Genomic DNA, 20,620 nt, shown 5'->3' with positions numbered 1-20,620 from the left:
CCATCTTTAAGCGGCGTCAGCCCGCCGAATGTACGATTGTTCGTGCCGCCCACCGCTCCGGCGGCCGTGGTCGCCGAACGTATCCTGATCCTGATGCACGATTTTTCGGGCGGCGGTACCGAACGGGTTGCCGTTCGGCTTGCCAATCAATGGGCGAAGGCGGGGCGCGATGTGCACATCTTCTGCGGTAGCGAGGAGGGGCCGACGCGGATGATGGTCGATCCTGCGATCACCGTCGAACAGGCGAAGCCGGCACTCCCGCGAGCCCCGTTGTCGCGCGTCCGGCTGGGCTTTGCGCTGGCGCGCGTCGCCGCCCGTCTGCAACCCGACGTGATCTGGGCGCCGGGCAATTTCCATATCCTCGCGCTCGCTGCATTCTCGCTGCGGGACCGGTCGACCGCAGCCACCTTCTGCAAGATCAGCAATCCGCTGGTGCGCCGGGATCGGCGCGGGCCCGCCGGCTGGCTGCGGTGGCTGACCTTGAAGCTGCTGACCGCACGGATCGATACGCTCGTCGCCATGAGCCCGGCCCTGCAAGCGGAGGCGGAGACGCTGTTCGATCGCGACCGCGTGGCCGCGCAGTGGGAGCCGATCTTCAGCTCCGGCGCGATGACGAAGGATGCGATCGAACGCGAGCCCGGTCTGATCGTCGCGGCCGGGCGACTGGAACCGCAAAAGAATTTCGAGCTGGCGATTACCGCCATGGCGCGGCTGCCGGCTGCAGCCAATATCCGGATGATCATCCTGGGCGAAGGCGGCGAGCGCGCGCGACTGAGCCAATTGATCGCCGACCTGGGCCTGGAAAAGCGGGTGCTGCTGGCAGGACATGTGCGCGATATTCGCCCGTGGCTGCGGCGCGCCGCCTGCTTTCTCATGACGTCGCGCTATGAAGGCTATCCTGCCGCCCTGGTCGAGGCGGTCGCATCGGGCGCGCCGGTGCTGGTGACGCGCTGTTCGCCGGCCTTGCGGGAAATCGTGCCCACCGGCGGAGGCGCGCAGATCGTGCGGGCCGACGCGGACGCGGTCGCCACGGCGCTGCTGGAAGTCCTGGATCGTCCGTATACGCCGCCGGATGCGACGCCGTTGATGCGCCGTCACGATGAGCACTATTGCGCGACATCCTATCTTGCGCTGATCGACCGGCATTTGGCCCGGAAGCGGGCCGGACGCCGATAGGCCCCGGCCGCGCTGCTCAGGCGAGGAGGGCGTAGCGCGCCGTGAAGCCGTGATAGCGCGCGAACAGATCGGTAAAATGATCGTCGAGCGTGCGCGCCGCGCTCGCCGCCACCCGCGCCGCCGTCCGAAGCGCCTGCGGGTCGCGATCGGCGAGACGGACGATGGCCGCCGCCGCCGCATCCACGTCGCCCGCGCGATAGGTTTCGGCACGATCGGGCTGTGCCTGATCGGCGGCACCGCCCTCGTCCGGCACGATCAGTGGCAGGCCGGAGGCGGCCGCCTCCGCCGCGACCAGACCGAATGTCTCCGCCTCGCAGCCGTGGATCAGCGCATCCCCACTCGCGAGGATCTTCGCCAGCGCCGCGCGCGACGCGGTTGGCGGCAGCATGCGGATATGCGGATTGCCGCCAATGCAGCGCAGCAGCTTCGCACGATCGCGCCCCTCGCCCATCAGGATCAGGCCGACGCCGCGCTGAACGCCCGCTTTGCCGACCGCCTGGATGATCGTCGGCCACCGTTTTTCCGGCGCCTGGCGCCCCACACCGAGCAGAAGCAGGGCATCGGCATCCAGTGCACAACATTCCAGCAGATGCGCGCGCAACGTAGGATCGCGCAGCGTGGGCGAAAAGATATCTGGATCCACGCCTAGCGGGATGGTGGTCGCCTGATGCAGGCCGCCATGCCGCAGGCGCGCGGTCAGACCGCTATTGGCGGATACGACGATATCGTAGCGGCGCGCGGCGCGACGCAGATGCGCCCAGAACCATTCGAAGCCGCGATCGATCGTGTCGCGTTCCGCGACATTGCCGAACCAGCGATAGGCATAAGCGGCCAGCGGATCGGCGTGCATGACCAGGGCACGCGACGCGCTTCCCTGCCAGTCGGCGACAATCGACGCAGTACGCCAGGGCGACGAAGCCTCGACCACATCCGGCGCGAAATCGTCGAGCGCAGCGTGCACCGCAGCGGCGGATTCGAAATAGCGGTAGCGGCGATCGAAGATGAGCGGCGGGGATGCGATATGCATCAGGCGCGTGTGCCGGCCGCGCCGCTCGATCGTGCCGGTTTCGCCCGGAACGATCACGGTCAGTTCGATGCCGGCCTGTTCGGCATAAGCGAGCTTGCGTTCGACATAGGTGCGCACGCCGCCCCCGCGGGAGGTGTAAAAAGCTGAAACGTCGGCAATGCGCATGGTCATTTCTCGGGGCGCATGGAGAAGCCATGCAGATAGTTCATCACGATCGCGATATCGGTGCGGCCCGCGCCGACGGTGACGCTGGCGGCGGCGGCATGCGGCCGCGACCAACCGAGCCGGGGGTTTCCGGCGAAGCCGATACCGTCGCCCGCGAAATCGAAGCGATGGTTGGAATTGCGATCGTGCAGCAGCAGCACGGCATATCGGCCGGGCGCGGGCGCGCGGATGCACAGGCTGACCGGTCCCGCAGGCGGCGTCGGCTCGTCGACCCGCGCAAAGCTTTTGCCGTCCCGGATGAGGATCGTGTCGTCCGCCAGGAAGTCGGCGTCGTTCGCCGGATATAGCTCCAGCCGCAGGCGCCCGACCCGATCTTTCAGGCCCTGCACCTCAACCCGGATCTGGGTCTCCGCCGGATCGGGATGGCAGATGCCGGCCGCAAGGCCGAGCGGCGGCGCGCTCGCGGCGGCCGCCAGCAACAAGAGCGGCATCATGAGGCGTCGCTCGCCCCGATCAGATCGCCCAGCAGGATGCTCAACCCAACGACCAGATGCGTCGCAACCAGGAGTGACGCGATCAGCGCCATCAGCGTGCCGATCGAGGTTTCCGCGCCGACCATCCACATCGCTGCGCCGGCAAACACGATATCCTTATTGGGCACGAGCGGCAGACGGGTGACGACCAAGTGGAGCGCGGCAAGCGCGACCCAGGTCGTCACCGGCACGCTCGGGAGCGCTGCAGTCCAGAGTATGCCCAGCAGCAACGTCGTCAGCGAAACGCGGGTCAGGTGCACCGCGCCGATGAAGCGCAACTGGGTGGAGGCGAGCGAAAAGATCCGGCGGCGCAGCACCAGCAGCACGGCGCAGGCGGCGATCAGCAACAGAAAGGATTCCGCGCTTCCCGAAGGCAAGGCGCCGGGCCGCCAGTGGCGCCAGATGGGCCACGCCATCGCAACCATCGTCAGCGTCGCGATATTGCCGGCCATGGCCGACATGATGCTGACATCCTTGATCGCGCCGAACGGACTGGCTGCTACGAACCCCTTGCGCCGGGCGTAGAGGTAGAAGGACAATTCGCCGGAATAGCCCAACAGCATCTCGTTGCTGACGAGCTTGCGTAACAGAGCAGCAAAGGCGGATCCGGGGATCTGCCAGAGCCGCCGGTAGATGATCCATTCGGAGGTCGGCAAAGCGAGATAATAAGCGCCGAATGCCAGCCAGAAGACCGGGGATGTCGGCAAAGCGCCGCGCAGCCGGGCGACGCCCTCTTCGCGCAGGACCATGCCAAGCGAAACGAGCAGGGCCAGCGACAGGAGAATGGCGAGCAGCCGTTGCCAGGGCAGTCGCGCCGGCTCCGGAGGAGCCAGGGTACCGATCGACGGCGTGATTGCAGAAGGTGAGGACGCCAACAGATTGTCCTTTGGATGCGCGCGATCAGAGCCGCGCCGATGCGCCCACGGCCGCGAGCGCGGCGTAGCGGGTCGGGCGATGCGAATTGCGGAAGCGACGGGCGGTGCGGCGGATGCTGTCCATGATCCGCGGTTGCCCGGTATCACCGGGATGGACGCCAATCCGGACGACGGGTGCACGGCCGAGCACGCTTCTCGCCACCGTGGCGAAGGCGAGCGAGCTGCGCATACGCGCCGGGCTGCGGCTGGCCCAGGTGATTACGGGTCCGCGCGCCAGGACCTTGCCCGTCTGAGGCGACCAGACCCGGAAATGATCCTCTGCAAAGTCGAACCGCGCCTGCGCGAGCGCGGCATGCGCGCCGTCGCCATAGAGCCAGGCCGGGGCGATGAAGCCCGGAACCGCCGACCCGATAATATCTTCCAGCAGGGCCCGTCCGTCGCGGAGCCGCCGCAGCGCATCGACGCCTTCGATCGACAGAAATTCGCCCTCACGCGCGGTCATGGCGCGCGCCTTGAACTGCGCCAGCCAGCCGCGGGGATCGGTCTCGTCGCGATGGCTCCAACCGTGCAGGATGATCTCGTCCCCGGCCGCATGGCGCGCGCGCAGCCATGCTTTGAAGGGCGCATCCTGCGCGATCGAGCTGCTGTTCCAATGATGCGGAACCACCAGCAGGGCGAGCGACGATGCCTGCGCGTGGTCGCACAGATGCGCGTGCAGCGTCTCGACCTGGGCGACGGTGCCCGGCGTGACGTCGTGGATCGACAGGAGCAGGCGGCGCGGCGTCATCAGCGGACCGCCAGGCGGGTCAGCCCCGCGGTCGATTTGGCGCTTACGGCGTAATCCGCCATGTAGCCGACATGGTCCGACAGCATGGCGCCACGGGCATCATGCCCGAAGATCGCTGCCAGCCCCGCCACGCGCAGGCCGACGGATGTGCCGGGCGAATAGAATTGCCAATCCCGTTTGCGCCGGAAGCTGAACTGAATATCCGGCGCGTTGGATTTCGTGCAGCTCTGCTGCGCCAGACATTGGTTCATCGCCACCGACATGCCGGCCTGCGGGCGCCACTGAGCGGCGCTCTGCACCAGATAGGCATGGCGATTGGCGCCTTGCCCGGCATTGAAATCGCCGGCGACGATGAGCGGCCAGCTGGGCGGGGCGGCCGCGGCGATGAAGCGGCCGAGCGCGTCGACCTGACGGCGATAGGCATAGAAAGAGCGGTCGAACGCCACACCGGCCGCCGCGCGCGAATTCATGTGGGTGGCGACGACGACGACGGGCTGCGGCAGGCCCGGCACCGCGATCTGCACCGCCAGCGCACCTTTGTTGGCGAGGCAATCGAGCCCGGCGCAGGCATAAGCCGGGTAGGCCATGCGGCGCACCGCGACGATCGGGTAATCGGACGCGATCCGCAGCCCGCTATCGACCCATTTGCCGACGGTTTCGCCCGCCATCATCCGGGCGCCCGACATGAATTGCCGATCGGACGCGGTGGTGGGCGGGGCACCGGGATCGTCGCGGGCGGGGCCGTTCGCAATATAGCGATAGCCCCCTGCGGTCGCGATCGCCTTGGCGGAATCGGTGAAGGCCTCCTGCAAGACCAGGATGTGGGGCTGGGCGCCGCGCTGACGGAGGGCACGCAGTTTTTTGCCGATGGCCTGTTCGGCATCGGCGCGGTCCGACCGGACCGGCCAGGGCAGACCTTCGACATTGTAGGTCATGACCGATAATTGCGGCGGAAACGACGCCGCCGGCGGGGCCGCCTGTGCCGCCGCCGTAACGATGATCATTCCTAAGAGCCCAACAATCCGCATCATGATCTTGTCCCACTTGCCTGGGTGAGACGGCACCGATGCTATGCCCCCGCATCACTGCGGATGCATGACAGTCGGAAGATGCAGGATCGGGCTGATCCCGGTGTGGCGATGCATGGCAAGTCGGATCATGGGTGCGGCCAGACGCCGCCGCACGGCACGCGCCGGAGCGATCAGCAATGCGCGTCGGGCTGCAAACTGTTGCGTAACCAGTCATCGAACCGGCGCGGCCCGATCCAGGCGCCCGCGCCCGGAAGCAGCGATCGTTCCGCGAGCCGGGCGCCGAAATATCGCGCCTCGACGTCACTCACGATGCGGCGGCCATCTTCATAGGCGGTAGCGATCTCGGTCGCGACATCGTCCAACCGCAAGGCTTCGGGCCCGGCAATCTCGACGATCCCGCCGCCCGGCCCGGCCATTACCGTGTCGGCCATGAAATCCGCAATATCGTCGCCCGCGATCGGCTGCACCAAAGCCGGCGCGATACGCACCTCGCGCACGTCCCCGTCCTGAACCACGTCGCGCACCAGTTCGAAAAACTGGGTCGAGCGGACGATCGTGAATGGGATCGGGGACCCCATGATCAGAGCCTCCTGTGTGCGCTTGGCGTCGAAATAGTCGACGCCGGGAATGCGATCCACGCCGACGATCGACAAGGCCACATGGTGCCGAACCCCGGCGGCCCGCCCGGCCGTCAACAGATTATGACATGACGCGCTGAAGAATTGGGAGGCGGCAGCACCTTCGCGTGAATGGGGGTTGGAGACATCGACGACGACGGTGGCCCCGTGCAACGCCGCTGCCAGGCCGCGGCCGGTGACCGCATCCACACCCAGCGTCGGCGACGCTTCCACGACCGCGCAATCCAACGCGCGGAGCCGCCTTACCAGCTTGCGGCCGATCCGGCCGCGCGCGCCGATTACGGCGATCTTCACATTCGTGCCCCCGCGTCGAGGACGGCGTCGGTCAGGACGCGCATCAGCTGAGCCCTTCTTCGGCAAGCGCCTGCCGGACAGCCGGACGTTCCATGACCCGTGCGAAATAGCCGTCCATGCCGGGCGGCAAAGCAAGGGCGAATTCCTTCGCCCAGCGGAGCATCACAAATAGATAGGCGTCGGCAACGGTGAAGCGGGGGCCGAACAGATAGAGCTCCCGAATATGCTCGGCGAGGAAAGCGAGGCGACCGGCCACGGCCGCGCGCGCCGTGATTAAGGCGGCGGCATCGGTCGAATGATAGAAGGGCTTGAACGCCACATGCAGCTCGGTGGACAGATAAGACAGCATTTCGAGCAGACGGATGTGGCCGAGCGGACCGCCCGGCCCAAGCGCCGGCTCGCGATCGGCGAGGAAGGCCAGCACGGCAATATTCTCGGTCACCACCGCATGATCGTCGAGGACGAGCATCGGGACATAGCCCTTGGGATTGACGGCGGTGTAATCAAAGCCCTGCTCGGTCATCTTGGTGGCGATATCGACCCGCTCGAACGTGGCCGGGATGCCAGCCTCATGCAGGGCGATCCGGCCGGACAGGCTGCATGCGCCACGCGCATAATAAAGTTTCACGAATGGGCATCCTTCGATGATGGGGCGGCTGCAATCGGCCGCAGCAGGGCGCTAGTTGCGCGCCCTGCTGCGATCCGCGCGATGCCGTTATCTCTTTGGTGGTGGGACCTTCGCGAGCCACCAATCCAGCTTGGTCGAGCCCAGCCAGGCGTCGGCTTCGGGAACGAGGCTTTTATCATCCACCTGAACGCCGAAATAAGGTGCCGACGGATCGACGATTACCGGCCGTGTATCTTCGTCCCACGCCAGCACGCGTCGGATCGGCTCGTCGAGCGTGAAGGTTTCCGGGCCGGCAAGCTCGATCATGGCGTTCGCCGGTGGCGCCAGGGCAAGATCGACGATCGCGCGCGCAACGTCATCCGCGGCGATCGGCTGGAACGTGACGGCGGGCAGTCGCACCGATCCGTCCAGGGTGGCGCCCTGCGCGATCTGCCGCAGGAATTCGAAGAATTGGGTAGCGCGGACGAGCGTATAGGGAATGGGCGACGCCTTGATGGCCTGTTCCTGCGCCAGCTTCGCGCGAAAATAGCCGCTGTCCTGCAGGCGGTCCGTTCCGACCACGGACAAAGCGACATGGTGACGCACCCCGGCGGCGATCTCGCCCTCCGTCAGATTGCGGCCGGCCGTCGCGAAGAAGTCCATCGCGGCCTGCTCTTCGAACGACGGCGAATTGGAGACGTCGATCACGACCTCAGCCCCGGCGAGCGCGGTCGCGAGTCCTTCCCCGGTGACCGTGTTGACACCGGTATTTGGCGACGCCGCAACGGCTTCGTGCCCCTGCTGTTTCAGCGTATCGACGACCTTCGATCCGATCAGGCCGGTCCCGCCGATGACGACGATCTTCATATCTGCTCCTCCTTGTGCGACTGGAATGCAGCGGAAGATCGCGATCAGGCGCCGCGTGCGCTATCGTGCCAATGGCGGCACCGGCCCCATCAATGAGCAGGTAAACCTGTCCTTTGGCGCAGGATCGCTACGTAAACCGCGATGGCGTGGCAGTAGAATTGCGACAGGGCCCTGCCTCGCCAGCCGGACAGGCTTTCGTGCATGGCGACGACGACAGCGCAACGACCGGATCGCCGCTTCCCGACCGGGATCGTATTTTGGGAGGGCGGCTAAGCCGTTCCGATCGCACTTGCCGAATGCTGAACCGCCCATGTTTCCAGCCAGCGGATGGCGAAAGCGAGCATCGGACGGGCATCGACCAGCAGCGAAGGCGCCGCGCCGATTGCGCCCTGATTGCCGCCGCCACTTTCAACATAGGCGGTCACGATCTGCTCGATATAGTTTTCAGGTAAGTCCTCGTGGACGGGATCGCCGGTCTCGAACTCCTCCATGAAGCGCCATTCCGTGCCGTTGGCGCCGGCAAACGGCACTTCGATCCGGATCGTCCGCTTATCGGCTATGTCAGCAAGGTGATCGGCGTGATGGACCAACGTCATGGTGTCCCACGGCGCGCCCACCATCAGAACGCGACCGCCAATCTCGACCAGCTTGGACAGGGGGGTATCCTCGCCGAAACCATAGTCGAGACGGTGATCGGCCGTGATCCAGTCGGCGCGCTTGCCGACCGCCGCTACGGACGCGCCAGGGTTGGCACTCCGTCGGGCGCCGCGCATCGTCCGGACGAACTCGGCGATGATGCCGTTCATCCGCACCGCACGCGATGTCTGCCGGTCGAACCCCGGCACATGATCCCGCCATTCGGCCAGGACGCGACCATCCTCGTCCAGCAGATCGTCGTGAACGCTGTCCCAGCTCGTATAGACGAGCATCGTACCTTCGGAGCCGACCACATCGAGGATGGCGCTCGACAGCGCGTCCGGTCCATTCAGAAGAGGGCCGACCTTGCTCATGGCGGCGTGAACCATGACGGTATCGCCTGCCCGCAACCCGATACGGGTCAGGTCGTCTCGCAGGGATGCGCGGGTGCGAAATTCAGGACGATCGTGGGTCATAGCGCTTTGATGCGCTACTCCGGCTGCAAGCTCAAACCCGGCGCGCGACCGTCCGCTTGCCCCCACCCGCAGCGCGCGATGCGTCATTCCTGTCGGGCGGTGGGAAGCACGAACTGGAAGAGGGCGCCCCCTTCGGGATGGTTCGCGGCTGAGATGGTGCCGCCATGGGCCACGATGATCGACTGGCAGAGCGCCAGCCCGATCCCGATCCCTTCTTCCTTGGTGGTGAAGAAGCTGCTGAAGATACGGTCGAGATTTTCCGGCGCGATGCCGCTGCCGCCATCGTGAATCGTAAAGCGGACATCCGCCGCACCCGCCGCCGTGGTAAGATCGATGCGGGTATCGGGCCCGCAGCCCTGCGCCTGGACCGCATTGACGAGCAGGTTGACGATAACCTGCTGCAGCTGGACGCGATCGCCCAGGAAGGGCGGCAGATCGGGCGCAAGCCGGGCCGACAGGTTGATCGACCGGGATTCGATTTCGTGGCGGACGAAATGCAGCGCTTCGTCGACCACTTCGCTCAGGTCGATCGGTGCACGCTCGGGCGGTCGCCGCGCCGCCATCTGGCGGATCCGCTGGACGATGTCGCTCGCGCGTCGTCCACTTTCGGCGATGCGCGCGGTCAGCTGCGCCACCTTGGCAAGGTTGGGCTCTGCGCGCGCGATCCAGCGCTGGCTGGTTTCGGCGTTGGTGACGATCGCGGCGAGCGGCTGATTGATCTCGTGCGCGATCGACGTCGCCAATTCGCCCAGCGTCGAGATCCGGGCTGCGCGCGAATAATCCGCCTGCAGCTGCCGCAGCTGCGCCTCGGTGCGGAGGCGATCGGTAATGTCCTCAAGCCCGAGGATGGTGATATCCAGCCGATCGGGCGGCGTCGGATAGGTGACGGTCAGGGCGACGTCGCGCAACCGGCCATCCAGCGTGGCGAGCTTCATCACATCGCTGAAGTTGCGCCGGCCGTCATAATGGGCGGCGATCACGCGTTTCACCGTGTCGGGAGAGGCGGCGAACAGGTAATCGACCGAACCGATCAGCTGATCGGCCTCGGTCGCGCCGAACAAGTGTATGGCGGCTCGGTTGGCGTCGGTAACGCGCACGATCCGGCGCGCGGTCAACGCGGCCTCCGGCGTTGCGTCGAGATACGCCAGGATGTCGACGACGCCATCGGCCCGCAGCTGATCGAACAAGGCCGTCATGGCGGTGGCGTCGATTTCCAGCAGCGCCGATGGCAGGTGCTGGATCAGGTTGCGGTAGCGCACCTCGCTGGCGCGCAAGGCCCAGAGCGAGCGTCCGTCAATCTCGGCGCCGGCGATGGCGATGAAGACGATGTCTTCGACCTCGATACCCTGGTCGGTCCAGACGGACAGGCGGGGATCCTGAAATTGCAGCGAGGTGATGGCCTGCGATCGTGCCGCACAGGGTGACCCATCGGCCAGGACGTCCTGGATCAGCCTGGAAAGGATCGCCTGGCTCTCGCGCGGCCAGAAGGCGGAGATCGGTCGTCCGATCATGCCGGCCCGTCCCGAATAAGGCCCAAGCGTATGCGCGGCGGGCTCGTTGACCTCCAATACGATCGTGCGCGGCAAGACATTGCCGGCCGCCTGTGCGGCGCCGGCGCAGATCGCCGCGCGCGGGACGCACGACACATCCACGGCCCAGCACGGGCCGACATGGCCCTGCATCTGGGCATAGCGCATGACGGGGGCTCCGGCCGCCATCCGCAATGCGCGCCGGGCCGCGTTTGGAGACGGTGTGCCGGTCATCGTCGTGCCAGGGCGCCGCGCAGCAGTGTCAGGAGGACCTCGTCCGCCACCGGCTTGGTGAGATAGCCGAAGGCGCCGTCCTGCAGGGCGCGTTCGCGCGTCTCTTCGTCCGTGGCGGAGGTCAGGACGATCACGGGAACATCCGAGCCGAGCGCGCGGAGCCGACGTTGCATCTCGAGCCCATCCATCCCGGCCATGCGGACATCGGTTATGATGCCCCTGAACCGGTCGGGCTGGTACGCCTCCAGGAAGGCCGTTGCCGATGCGAAGGTTTGCCCGGCCATGCCCTCCACCAGAAGGAGGTCCAGCAGCGCGTCCCGGACGGCTTCGTCATCGTCAACGATCGCAACGACAGGCGCTTCGGACAAAAGGGAAAGTCCTTACTGGCGCGGCCCGTGCGACCGCCACCGGATGTCGCCCAATCCGTGGCCGCCGGGAACCATACCATAGTCTAGGATGGGTCTGCGCGAAGGGCGGGGGGCAGTATGTTCCAGCCCTGGATCAGCTCGCCGATCGAGGCTGCCTCCATCTTGCGCATGACCCCGCTGCGGTGGAGCTTCACCGTCACCTCGGTAATGTTGAGCTGGAAGGCGATCTGCTTGTTGAGACGTCCCAGGGCGACCAGGCGGAAGACCTGGCGCTCGCGCGCCGTCAGCGTCGCGTAACGATCGACCTGGCGTTTGACCGTCCGCGCAGCCGCGCGCTGCGCAATGTCGCGTTCGATGCCGGTGGAGACAGCATCCAGCAGCGACTGATCGCGGAAGGGTTTGGTCAGGAAGTCGATCGCGCCCGCCTTCATCGCCTGGACCGACATCGGGATATCGCCATGGCCGGTCAGAAAGACGATCGGCTTGGCATTGCCGGCCGCGGCCAGATGCTGCTGCAGATCGAGGCCGCTGGACCCCGGCATGCGAACGTCCAGCACAAGGCAGCCGGGCCGCTCCGGCAAGGTGGTTTCCAGCAACTCCCGGGTCGATCCGAAGCAGGTCGCGTCGATCCCGACGGAGACCATCAACTCGCCGAGGGAGGTGCGTACCGCCTCGTCATCGTCGACGATGAGGACCAGCGGACGATCGTGCTCGGCGGTTGCGACGGTCATGGCGATCCCTGTGTGCTGACGCTGCGCGAGCTGGCCGAACGGGGGCGCACGCGGCTATTGATGCGGTCCTGCAACCAGCTTGTGACGCCGGCCGAAAATTCCGGCGGGGCCTTGCGGGCGAGTGTCGTCCCGAGATCCGCCAGCGACTGGCTCGCCAGCGTGTCGCGCATCGATTTCTCGGCACGCAGCATGACGACATGGACCGCGCAGACGCTTTGCGTGACCCAGTCGGGCGGCGACGGGCCGTCGAATACGGCGCAGCGGCCCCGTATCTCCTGACAATCGAACAAGGGCTTTCGCCCTTCGATCGCATCGACAATGTCGAGGAAGCTGATCTGATCGGGCCGCCGCGCGAGGCGATAGCCGCCGCGCACGCCCTCCGACGCACGCACGATCCCCGCTTTTTCCAGCTTGGGGAAGATCTTTGCCAGCAGGCTGTGCGAGATATTCTGGAAATCGGCCAGATCGCGGCTGCTGAGCGGATGGCCGTCCGCATCCAGCATGACGAGCAAGCTGTGGATGCCATATTCGACGCTGACCGTCATATGTGCCATAACGCGGACTATATCAGTCCGCGTTTAAACTGGCCAGCGATTGTGCAAACAAAGAGTGCCGCGCTGCCCGGCGGCGCTTATTTCGCCAGCGTGAGGATGGGGTCGCCGCGCTTCTTCAATAGGACGACCAGGAATTTGGCCGGCTTGGTCGCGCTGGCATTGCGGCCGATCGTGTGCACGTCGTGCGGCCCTTCGTAGAAAGTCTGGCCCGGCTTCAGCGTAACGGTCTTGCCGCCGCGCACGCCCATCATGATCGAGCCTTCCAGGACATACAGGAAAGCATGCGCGTCGTGACGATGGATGGGATCCACCGCGCCCGGCGGGTAGGTGACCGAAATCATCACCGCTTCCTTGCCGGGATAATCGGCGAGCGCCTTGTTCATCAGATCGACGACGACGGCATGCGGCGCTGCCGGCGCAGCCGCCGCGGCGGTGCTGGCCACTAGCAGCAGCGGGGCGAGAAAGCGGAACATCATGGGCGATCCTCGTGCAGCGGCGAACGAGCGATGCCGCCGCCAATCGCTTCGCCGGGTGGCGAAGCGGAACGAAGATCGCGGCAATCGCGCGATCGGGCTATCGTGCGGAGGGGTGCGTGGGCCTCCCGAAAAGACAGGCGAACCTGTGCTTTGGTGCAGGCGCCCTTATCAATCTTCCGGTGCGACCACGACCTGCAGTCCATCCATCGCGGGCACGAACGGCACCTGGCAGGACAGGCGCGAATTGGGCTGACGATGGTCCGAACTGTCGAGCAACGCATCCTCGTCGGCGCTGATCGGGGGCATCTGATCCAGCAACGCCGGATCGATATAGACATGGCAGGTCGCGCAGGAGCAGCCGCCGCCACAGAGTGCGAACGGCTCATCGAAACCGGCTTCGCGGATGATCTCCATCAGGCTCAGGCCTTCCTGGGCGGCCACATTGGCCTGGTCTCCGGCACGACTGGTAACGATCAATTGCGACATGCAGCTATCCTGATGACGCCGGACGCGCGGGAGTGCGCGCCGGCGAAGGGGCGTGAGAATGGGTGAGAAACGACGCCCGCGACTCGGTAGGTCGGCACCAAACGGCCTGCCATCCGTCGTCTGACGTATGCGCACCGGGCATGCGGAAATTGGCGATTGCGCGCGAACGTCGCTAACGCAGGCAGGCCGGTAGATCGCAGCGCTTGACTATGCGGCGCTAGGCGTCGGCGAGAACGGGGCGGACGAGCGTGCGGGTTTTCGTTTCTTTGCTCAAATCATGGACCAGCACGGGCGGGCGGGCCTGCGCGTGAATCACGAAAGCCAGGCCAAGGCAGCGTTGCAGCGGGGTGACCTGCCCACCGCCATCGCAGCGGCGAAGGCCCTGGTCGCCGCCCATCCGGCGCAGGCGACGGGCTATTTCCTGTTGGGCATGGCCGCGGCGGAGGCCGGGCATATCGCCAAGGCTATCCCGCTGATCGAAGCGGCCGTGGCCCGCGGACCCGAGGCCGAACATCTGGCGCAGCTCGCCCGATTGCTGATCACGACGCGTCGCGATGGCCCGGCCGGCGACGCAGCGCGGGCCGCGATGGCCCTGGCGCCGCAGGATGCGCTGACGCTCGACACGATCGGATGCGTTCTGGTGCGGCTGGGCGATCACAAAGCCGCGATTGCGCCCTTCACAGGCGCGGTCGCCGCCCGGCCGGACAATCTGGAATTTCGCTATAATCTGGCCGCCGCCCTCGGCTTTGTCGGTCAGGTCGATGCGGCGCGCACCCAATATGAGGCGATCCTCGCCAAACAGCCCGGCCATGCCCGCGCGCACTATGCGCTTGCGATCCTGGCGCGGCAGACGGCGCGGACGCACCACGTCCCTCGGCTGGAACGCGCGCTGGCGCACGCGACGCGGCCGGACGACGCCCTGCGCATCCGCTATGCGCTCGCGAAGGAACTGGAAGATATCGGGAAGGGCGACGCGGCTTTCGCGCATCTCTCCACCGCCAATGCCGCGCACAAAAGCAGGATCGGCTATGATTTCGCCCAGGATGCGGCGCTGTTCGACGCGATCGAAGCGCTGTTCGCGGGCGGGGCGGCGGCGTTGGCCGGCAGCGCGGGCCATGACGATCCGGCGCCGATCTTCGTCCTGGGCATGCCGCGCACCGGCACCACTTTGGTCGATCGCATCCTCTCGTCCCATCCGGAGGTGGAGGCCGCGGGCGAGCTGCAGGCGATGCCGCTGGCGGTGAAACAGCTCGCCGGTACGCCCTCCCGCCTCGTCATCGATCCGGAGACGATTGCCGCGAGCGGTGCGATCGATCCGACGTTGCTCGGCGAGGCCTATCTGGCGCGCGCGGACCACCACCGGACAAAGAACAGGCCCCGCTTCACCGATAAATTGCCCGCCAACTTCCTGTATGTCGGCCATATCGCCCGGGCCTTGCCGCAGGCCAGGATCGTCTGCTTGCGGCGCAACCCGATGGACGTGATCTGGAGCAACTATAAGAACCTGTTTGCCAGCCAATCGGCCTATTACGCTTATTCCTACGATCTCATGGACATAGCGCGCTATTTTGTCCGCTTCGATCGGCTGATGGCGCTCTGGGACCGGCTATGGCCGGGCCGTGTGTTGCAGCTATCCTACGAGACTTTGGTGGCGGAGCAGGAGCCCCAGACGCGCCGGCTGCTGGAGCATTGTGGCCTGGTGTGGGACGAGGCGTGCCTGTCGTTCCATGAGAATAAGGCCGCGGTGGCGACGCCGAGCGCGGCCCAGGTGCGCCGGCCGCTCAATGCCGATGCCGTCGGCAAGTGGCGTGCCTACGAACCGGCTTTGGCGCCGGCGCGCGCCTGGCTGGAATCCCAAGGCATCCGGATCGACGGATAGCGTCCGGCGGGCATCGTGGACGCCGAACAGAAGAAAGGCGCCCTCCGTTGCCGGAGAGCGCCCTTTATCAGCTGCGTGTGATCAGAACTTCACCCGACCTTCGATTCCAACCGTGCGGGGGTTGAGTACGGCCTGGCCGTAAAAGCGGACGGCAACGCCATCGTTGACGCCGATCCGCGAGCGATCGTTGCTGACCGACACCACCGCATATTTGTCGAAGATGTTGGTCGCGAACAGGCTGACGCTATATTTGTCCGTCTCATATTGGAGCGAGGCGCGGTGCGTCACATAGCTCGGGATCTTGTCGCCATAAGCGCGATCCCAGCCGAGGCGCGATACGACGTTGCCGCGATAGGTGGCGACCCAGTTGGCGATCAGATTGCCCGCCAGGATCGGCGTCGTGTAGGTCGCGCCAAGCGCGCCCGAATTCTTGGCCGAACCCGGCAGGCGATCACCGTCGAGCGCGTTCAGCTGCGTGAATTTGGGCCGTCCGTCATAATTGTTGGGGGTCGTGCGGATGGTGACGATCCCGGGCACATCCTCCGTCAGTTTGGCATCGGTATAAGAATAGCTGCCCTGGATCGCGAGCTTCGGCACCGGCCGGAACTGGAAGGAGGTTTCGAAGCCCTGCGACTTGGCCGATCCGCCATTCACCGTGATCCCTGTAGCACCGTTGACGGTGGAAGATGCGACCTGGATACCCGCCCACTTGATGTGGAAGACGTCGAAATTGAACGATAGTTTGCGGTCGAACAGCTGCGTTCGGAAGCCGACTTCGATATTCTTCGTTTTGTCCGGGCCGTACTGGATCTCGTTCGGCAGCGCGCAGGCATTCTGCACGTTATCCGGCAGAGGCACGGGGCACGGGGCAACCCGGTTCGGGCCGCCGATGCGGTAGCCCTTGCTGTAGGTGGCATAGGCCATCAGGTCGGGCGTGAAATTATAGGAGCTGTTGAACTTCCACACCCAGCCGTCCTGCTTGGCCTTGCCGCCCGAGGGTTTGAGTTCATAAGGGCTGAGCGGATCGCCGAGCAGCGGCAGCGTGAGCGCGCCCTGAATGTTCGACGTATATTTGAAATAACGCGCGCCGCCCGTCACCTGCCACTTGGACGTGACGTGGAACGTGCCTTCGCCGAAGATCGCTTTCTCGGTCACCTTCGACTTGGTGTAGCTCACATATTCCAGATCGTCGGGGTTGCCCGGGATCTCATAGAAATTGGACAGGCCGGGCACATGCTCGGCATAGTCGCGATGGTTCTTCTGGTTGTTGTAGAAGCCGCCGAGCACCCAGTTGAACGGGCCGCCATGGCGCGAGACCAGTCGGACTTCCTGGTTGAATTGCTTGCGGCGATCGTCGGTCTCGTTCCAGCTCGTGAACGCGGGGAACAGTTCATAATCATAGTCCAGATCGAGCAGCAGATCGGTATTGTCGCTCCGCGAGCGGTTGCGGACCTTGGTATAGGCCGTCGTCGAGACAAGGTCGGCGATGTCGGCGATGTTCGCGTTGATTTCCAGGCTGAACAGATTGGCGTGGCGGTTCGACGGTTCGATGTAGCGCGCCGCATTTTCATATTTGCCCGTGCCGAGCACGCCGGCGCTGTTGGACTGCGAGCCTTCGGTCTTCGTCTGCTGATAGGCGTAGGTGAAGATCGCCTTCAGATCTTCGCTCGTCTGCACCAGCAGCTGGTTGCGGGTGGTGAAGGTCTTCTCGAAATTGAGATCCTTGCGCTTCTTCAGGTTGGCGTCGTAGCCCGCCTGCGACACGCTGGTCGGGCCGTCCGGCTGCGGCAGCGAGACGCCGGGCGTCTGCACCAGCAGCGGATAATCGATGAAGCCCGGATCGTAATAATAGCCGGTCGCGCTGCGGAAGGCGATGTGATCCCGGACGATCGGGATGTTGATCACCCCATCGCCCTGATAGCCGGCCTTGCTACCATGGCTCTTGCCATAGAAACGGCCGTGCACTTCGCCTTCGACGTCGGTCACGTTGGGGCGGTTCGGGATGTAGCGGATGGCGCCGGCTAGCGTGCCGAGGCCGTAGAGCGTTCCCTGTGGCCCGAGCAAAGTCTCCACGCGCGAGATGTCGAGGAACTTGAAGTCGTAATATAGCGGGACTTCGCCCAGATAGACGCCAAGCGCATTGTCGTAGCTATTGCCTTCCGCGCTCACATCGGAGGCATTGAGGCCGCGCAAGACGATCGATCCGGTCGAACGGGGGCCGGTATCCGAGATGGTCAGGCCGGGGGTGAAGGCGGCGAGATCGCGGATATCGTCGACATGCTGACGCTGGAGCTGCTCCGCGCCAATCGCCGAGATGTTGATCGGTGCGTTCTGCAGCGTCACGCTGCGGCGGTTGCCGGTCACCACGATTTCGTTGGCGCTGTCCGCAGTCTGGCCGTCGGCCTGGGCCAGCTGTTCCGCTGGCGCCGAAGCGGTCTGCGCGGACGCGCCCGTTGCCATGCCACCTGCGAGAAAGGTCGCGCCAAGTAACGCCGCGCGAAAATTCGATCCTGCCACAATAGCCCCCAAAAACGCTTCAAACCGTGCCGTTCGTGCTGCCATCCCCGGTGTGCCATGCCTTGTCCCGGCACATGCTGGAGCTACCGTTTGGTCAAAGCGGTCGCGTCACCATGGGGCGTTTGACGTACCAATCGGGGCGCGGATGAAACCGTATCCTGCGGCAGGATTTGGCGGCTGCGGCCCTTGGTGCTTCGTGGGCGAGACGTTGCCGAAATGCCGCAGTCTCACGGCGGCGTCGGTCGCGCCCGACTCAATTCTTGGGGGCTGTGCCCAGGCTCCACCAGGTCAGGCTGTGCAGATCATGCGCGGTCGTCCAGACACCATCGCCCGCATAGCGCAGCGCGCCGCTGCCGGATGGCTTGCCAAGCCGCGCGGTTATCGCAAGCGACTGCGGATCGATCATCGCGAAGGTCTGATCGGCGGTGGTGCGCAGCCAGACCGCGCCGCCGCCTGTGTCGATATCGCCATACATCAGATCGGCGCCGACCTTGACCCGGCCCGATACGGTGCCGGTGGCAGGATCGATGCGCGCAAGCGTGCCGTCGCCCTGCTCCTGGACCCAGACCGCGCCTTCCCCGGCGGCAAGAAAACCGGGCTGTTTGCCGAGCTTGATCCGCTTGACGATCTGGTTGGTCGCCGGATCGATCTGCTGCAGCGATTGATGGACGCTGCTGACCGCCCAGAGCGAACCGAGCCCGAAGGCCAGATAATAAGTGCTGGGATCGACCGCGATAGAGGCGACGACCGTGTTCGTGGCGGGATCAATCCGCGCGATCTTGCCGGCATCGTCGCTGGCGACCCAGACGGAGCCGGCGCCGGCCACGACGTTGAGCTCGCCCTTGGGATTGGCGATCCCGGTCGGGATGGCGGTGATCAGCTTCGCGGTTTTCAGATCGATCCGGTTGACCGTGCCGTCCCGGCAATCCGCGACCCACAAGGCGCCCGAGGCGATCGCCATGGCCCCGCACGGCCGGGTCATCGCCGTTTCCGCCAGCTTGCCCTGGCGCGACCAGCGTTCCACCCGGCCGCGATTGGTGGCCCATACACTGTCGCCATCGACGACCATGAAGTCTGCGAAGCCGGGCACCGCGATCGTCTGTTCCTCGCGCGGCGGCGTGCGCGACGCGGCGGGCGTGGCGGCCAGAGCGACCGCGATCAGCGCGAACATGGTCATGCGGTTCATCCTGCAACCGGGGTGGAGCGGCCCTGTCTGGCTTTGACCTTTTCCATCAGCGGGCGGGCCGGAAATAGGAACTGATCCCAGATCGAAAGACGCCTGCGATCATCCTGCCCCACGATTGCCGATTCGCCATCACGGAAGGTGCCGAAGATGCGATCCAGCAGGATCAGCGAATTGCCGTAATTGCAGCGCGTATCGTCATACACGACCGAATGATGCAGGCTGTGATGCCGGATCGTGGTGAAGAAAAACGCATACCAGCGCGGCGGATCGGACCGGACATTGGCGTGCGCAAAGGTCGAGATCACGGTCAGCACGCTCAGTCCGCAAAATTCCGCCGCGACGGGCAGATCGAACAGCGCGACGACGCTCAACGTGATGAGGAACAGCTCCAGCGGATTGCCGACCGCGCCCTTCATGGCGTTCAACTGGGTGATGTGATGATGCGGGGCATGCGTCCACCACAAGGGCGAATTGTGCATCGCGCGGTGCATCCAATATTGGCCGAACTCGACCAGGAACACGACCAAGGCGACCTGCGCGAGGAAGGGCATGTGCATCGCCCATGCGGTGGTGATGCCAAGCGCATGTTTTGCGGCCGTCAGCGGCTCTTCGGCGAACTTGCTGGAAGCCCAGGCGATCACCGTGGCGCTGAGCACGACGTAAAACAGATCGGTGGCGAATTCCTTGCGGTTCAGGCGCCAGTCCGAATGGCGCTCGTTGAACCCTTCCAGCGCCTGCACGAAGGCTGTGATCAGCGCTGCGACGATGACCAGGGTCCACCCATTGCTGGTGATAGTGGCGGGGGCGAAGGCCCAGAAGAGGATCACCGCGACCACCGTCAATGGCGGCAACAGGTTGAAAAGGGTCTTTCGCATGCCAATCCGCCCCGGTCGTATTGTTCGCGGGGGAGATGTCGGCTGGCGGCCGAGAGGAGGGCGGTAACCCGTGGAGGCTGTTCCATCCGCCAGCTGCGACGTCTCCCTCGCCCCGGCACCATAGAAGGGCGGGATCGAACCGCAGGTGGCTGAATGACGTATTATCGATTGCGCGTGCTGCAATCGGCCTGACGAAAGAGAGGAGAGCGTCCCGGCCGTTTATTCCGCCGACCGGGACGATCGTAATACTCGGCGCCGGTTAGCGCAGCGAAGCGAGCTGCGTCTGCGCCGGACGCGACAGCTGTGCGGTACGCGATTCGATCCGGGTGCGGACCTGCTCCGCGACATCCGCGCGGCAGGCGCGAGCGCGTGCTTCCAGGTCGGCATGGATGGTGGCCAGGCTGTCGCCGCACACGGCGCGCGCCGCCTGATCGACCCGAACCGCAAGGCGCCGCTGCCCGTTTGCGGTGGAGAGATCGAGGCCGTTCAGCGTGAGAACCGCCGAATCCTTGCCAAAGGGGTTGTCGTTGACGCCTGCGAAAGCGGCGGACCCAAGCGAGATGGCGCCCAGCGCCGCGAGAACGATTTTCATTGCCTGCTCCTGCAAAACCATAGCCCGCTTCTTCGTGCGGATGCGGCACAATTTAGGTCTACAGAGCAAAGACGACAAGCA

General features: G+C 65.3%; 21 protein-coding genes. 2 read left to right on the top strand and 19 right to left on the bottom strand.

The genetic code is table 11. From position 1 onward, the window contains the following. Positions 1–42: 42 nt before the first annotated feature. Entirely contained in the window at positions 43–1,176 is a 1,134-nt protein-coding gene (locus tag ACSBM8_RS17555) for a glycosyltransferase (protein WP_442679280.1), read from the top strand. A gap of 16 nt (positions 1,177–1,192) precedes the next feature. On the opposite strand, the gene ACSBM8_RS17550 is transcribed toward ACSBM8_RS17555, so the two are convergent. From ACSBM8_RS17550 to ACSBM8_RS17480, 15 genes are all read right to left on the bottom strand, one after another. Continuing rightward, a complete protein-coding gene (locus ACSBM8_RS17550) occupies positions 1,193–2,368 on the bottom strand; it encodes a glycosyltransferase (RefSeq protein ID WP_442679279.1) in 1,176 nt (391 codons plus the stop codon). Between the two features lie 2 nt (positions 2,369–2,370). Next, positions 2,371–2,862: a DUF2141 domain-containing protein gene (locus ACSBM8_RS17545; protein ID WP_442679278.1), complete on the bottom strand. Its 492-nt coding sequence runs from the start codon at positions 2,860–2,862 to the stop codon at positions 2,371–2,373. Next, positions 2,859–3,776, bottom strand: a complete 918-nt coding sequence (locus tag ACSBM8_RS17540; protein ID WP_442679277.1) for a hypothetical protein — start codon at positions 3,774–3,776, stop codon at positions 2,859–2,861. Before ACSBM8_RS17540 ends, ACSBM8_RS17545 begins: the two co-directional genes overlap by 4 nt. A gap of 25 nt (positions 3,777–3,801) precedes the next feature. Further along, a complete protein-coding gene (locus ACSBM8_RS17535; protein ID WP_442679276.1) occupies positions 3,802–4,563 on the bottom strand; it encodes a DUF2334 domain-containing protein in 762 nt (253 codons plus the stop codon). Further along, positions 4,563–5,567 (bottom strand): endonuclease/exonuclease/phosphatase family protein, encoded by a 1,005-nt coding sequence (locus ACSBM8_RS17530; protein ID WP_442679275.1) that lies wholly within the window; start codon positions 5,565–5,567, stop codon positions 4,563–4,565. The genes ACSBM8_RS17535 and ACSBM8_RS17530 overlap by 1 nt, the downstream gene beginning before the upstream one ends. A gap of 197 nt (positions 5,568–5,764) precedes the next feature. After that, complete coding sequence (locus ACSBM8_RS17525; RefSeq protein ID WP_442679274.1) at positions 5,765–6,526, bottom strand: SDR family oxidoreductase; 762 nt, start codon at positions 6,524–6,526, stop codon at positions 5,765–5,767. 43 nt (positions 6,527–6,569) lie between these two features. After that, a complete protein-coding gene (locus ACSBM8_RS17520) occupies positions 6,570–7,154 on the bottom strand; it encodes a glutathione binding-like protein (RefSeq protein WP_442679273.1) in 585 nt (194 codons plus the stop codon). Positions 7,155–7,241: 87 nt separating this feature from the next. Further along, positions 7,242–8,000 (bottom strand): SDR family oxidoreductase, encoded by a 759-nt coding sequence (locus ACSBM8_RS17515; protein WP_442679272.1) that lies wholly within the window; start codon positions 7,998–8,000, stop codon positions 7,242–7,244. Between the two features lie 269 nt (positions 8,001–8,269). Further along, on the bottom strand, positions 8,270–9,112 hold the full coding sequence (gene aac(3), locus ACSBM8_RS17510; protein ID WP_442679271.1) for an aminoglycoside 3-N-acetyltransferase: 843 nt from the start codon (positions 9,110–9,112) through the stop codon (positions 8,270–8,272). An 83-nt stretch (positions 9,113–9,195) separates the two neighbouring features. After that, the gene (locus ACSBM8_RS17505; RefSeq protein ID WP_442679270.1) at positions 9,196–10,809 is read right to left on the bottom strand and encodes a sensor histidine kinase; all 1,614 of its coding nucleotides are present in this window, start codon (positions 10,807–10,809) and stop codon (positions 9,196–9,198) included. A 62-nt stretch (positions 10,810–10,871) separates the two neighbouring features. Continuing rightward, a complete protein-coding gene (locus ACSBM8_RS17500; protein ID WP_442679269.1) occupies positions 10,872–11,243 on the bottom strand; it encodes a response regulator transcription factor in 372 nt (123 codons plus the stop codon). Between the two features lie 83 nt (positions 11,244–11,326). After that, positions 11,327–11,974, bottom strand: a complete 648-nt coding sequence (locus ACSBM8_RS17495) for a response regulator transcription factor (protein ID WP_442679268.1) — start codon at positions 11,972–11,974, stop codon at positions 11,327–11,329. Next, complete coding sequence (locus tag ACSBM8_RS17490; RefSeq protein WP_442679267.1) at positions 11,971–12,519, bottom strand: RrF2 family transcriptional regulator; 549 nt, start codon at positions 12,517–12,519, stop codon at positions 11,971–11,973. Before ACSBM8_RS17490 ends, ACSBM8_RS17495 begins: the two co-directional genes overlap by 4 nt. A gap of 86 nt (positions 12,520–12,605) precedes the next feature. Next, positions 12,606–13,004 (bottom strand): cupin domain-containing protein, encoded by a 399-nt coding sequence (locus ACSBM8_RS17485; RefSeq protein ID WP_442679266.1) that lies wholly within the window; start codon positions 13,002–13,004, stop codon positions 12,606–12,608. Positions 13,005–13,172: 168 nt separating this feature from the next. Continuing rightward, on the bottom strand, positions 13,173–13,490 hold the full coding sequence (locus ACSBM8_RS17480; RefSeq protein ID WP_442679265.1) for a 2Fe-2S iron-sulfur cluster-binding protein: 318 nt from the start codon (positions 13,488–13,490) through the stop codon (positions 13,173–13,175). Positions 13,491–13,767: 277 nt separating this feature from the next. On the opposite strand from ACSBM8_RS17480, the gene ACSBM8_RS17475 reads away from it, so the two are divergent. Further along, entirely contained in the window at positions 13,768–15,369 is a 1,602-nt protein-coding gene (locus ACSBM8_RS17475) for a sulfotransferase (protein WP_442679264.1), read from the top strand. 81 nt (positions 15,370–15,450) lie between these two features. On the opposite strand, the gene ACSBM8_RS17470 is transcribed toward ACSBM8_RS17475, so the two are convergent. The 4 genes from ACSBM8_RS17470 to ACSBM8_RS17455 all read right to left on the bottom strand — a co-directional run bounded on the left by ACSBM8_RS17470 (position 15,451) and on the right by ACSBM8_RS17455 (position 20,539). Then, positions 15,451–17,829, bottom strand: coding sequence for a TonB-dependent receptor (locus tag ACSBM8_RS17470; protein WP_442681631.1), 2,379 nt, complete (start codon positions 17,827–17,829; stop codon positions 15,451–15,453). A 310-nt stretch (positions 17,830–18,139) separates the two neighbouring features. Further along, positions 18,140–19,072, bottom strand: coding sequence for a Vgb family protein (locus tag ACSBM8_RS17465; protein WP_442679263.1), 933 nt, complete (start codon positions 19,070–19,072; stop codon positions 18,140–18,142). Continuing rightward, positions 19,069–19,947, bottom strand: coding sequence for a sterol desaturase family protein (locus tag ACSBM8_RS17460; protein ID WP_442679262.1), 879 nt, complete (start codon positions 19,945–19,947; stop codon positions 19,069–19,071). Before ACSBM8_RS17460 ends, ACSBM8_RS17465 begins: the two co-directional genes overlap by 4 nt. A gap of 259 nt (positions 19,948–20,206) precedes the next feature. Further along, entirely contained in the window at positions 20,207–20,539 is a 333-nt protein-coding gene (locus ACSBM8_RS17455; RefSeq protein ID WP_442679261.1) for a UrcA family protein, read from the bottom strand. Positions 20,540–20,620: the final 81 nt, after the last annotated feature.

The sequence above is a fragment of the Sphingomonas sp. ASY06-1R genome, from assembly GCF_052180265.1.
In the GTDB taxonomy this organism is placed as follows: domain Bacteria; phylum Pseudomonadota; class Alphaproteobacteria; order Sphingomonadales; family Sphingomonadaceae; genus Sphingomonas_I.
The sequence above is the reverse complement of the archived record's forward strand: the minus strand, read 5'-3'. Positions and strand labels throughout refer to the sequence as shown.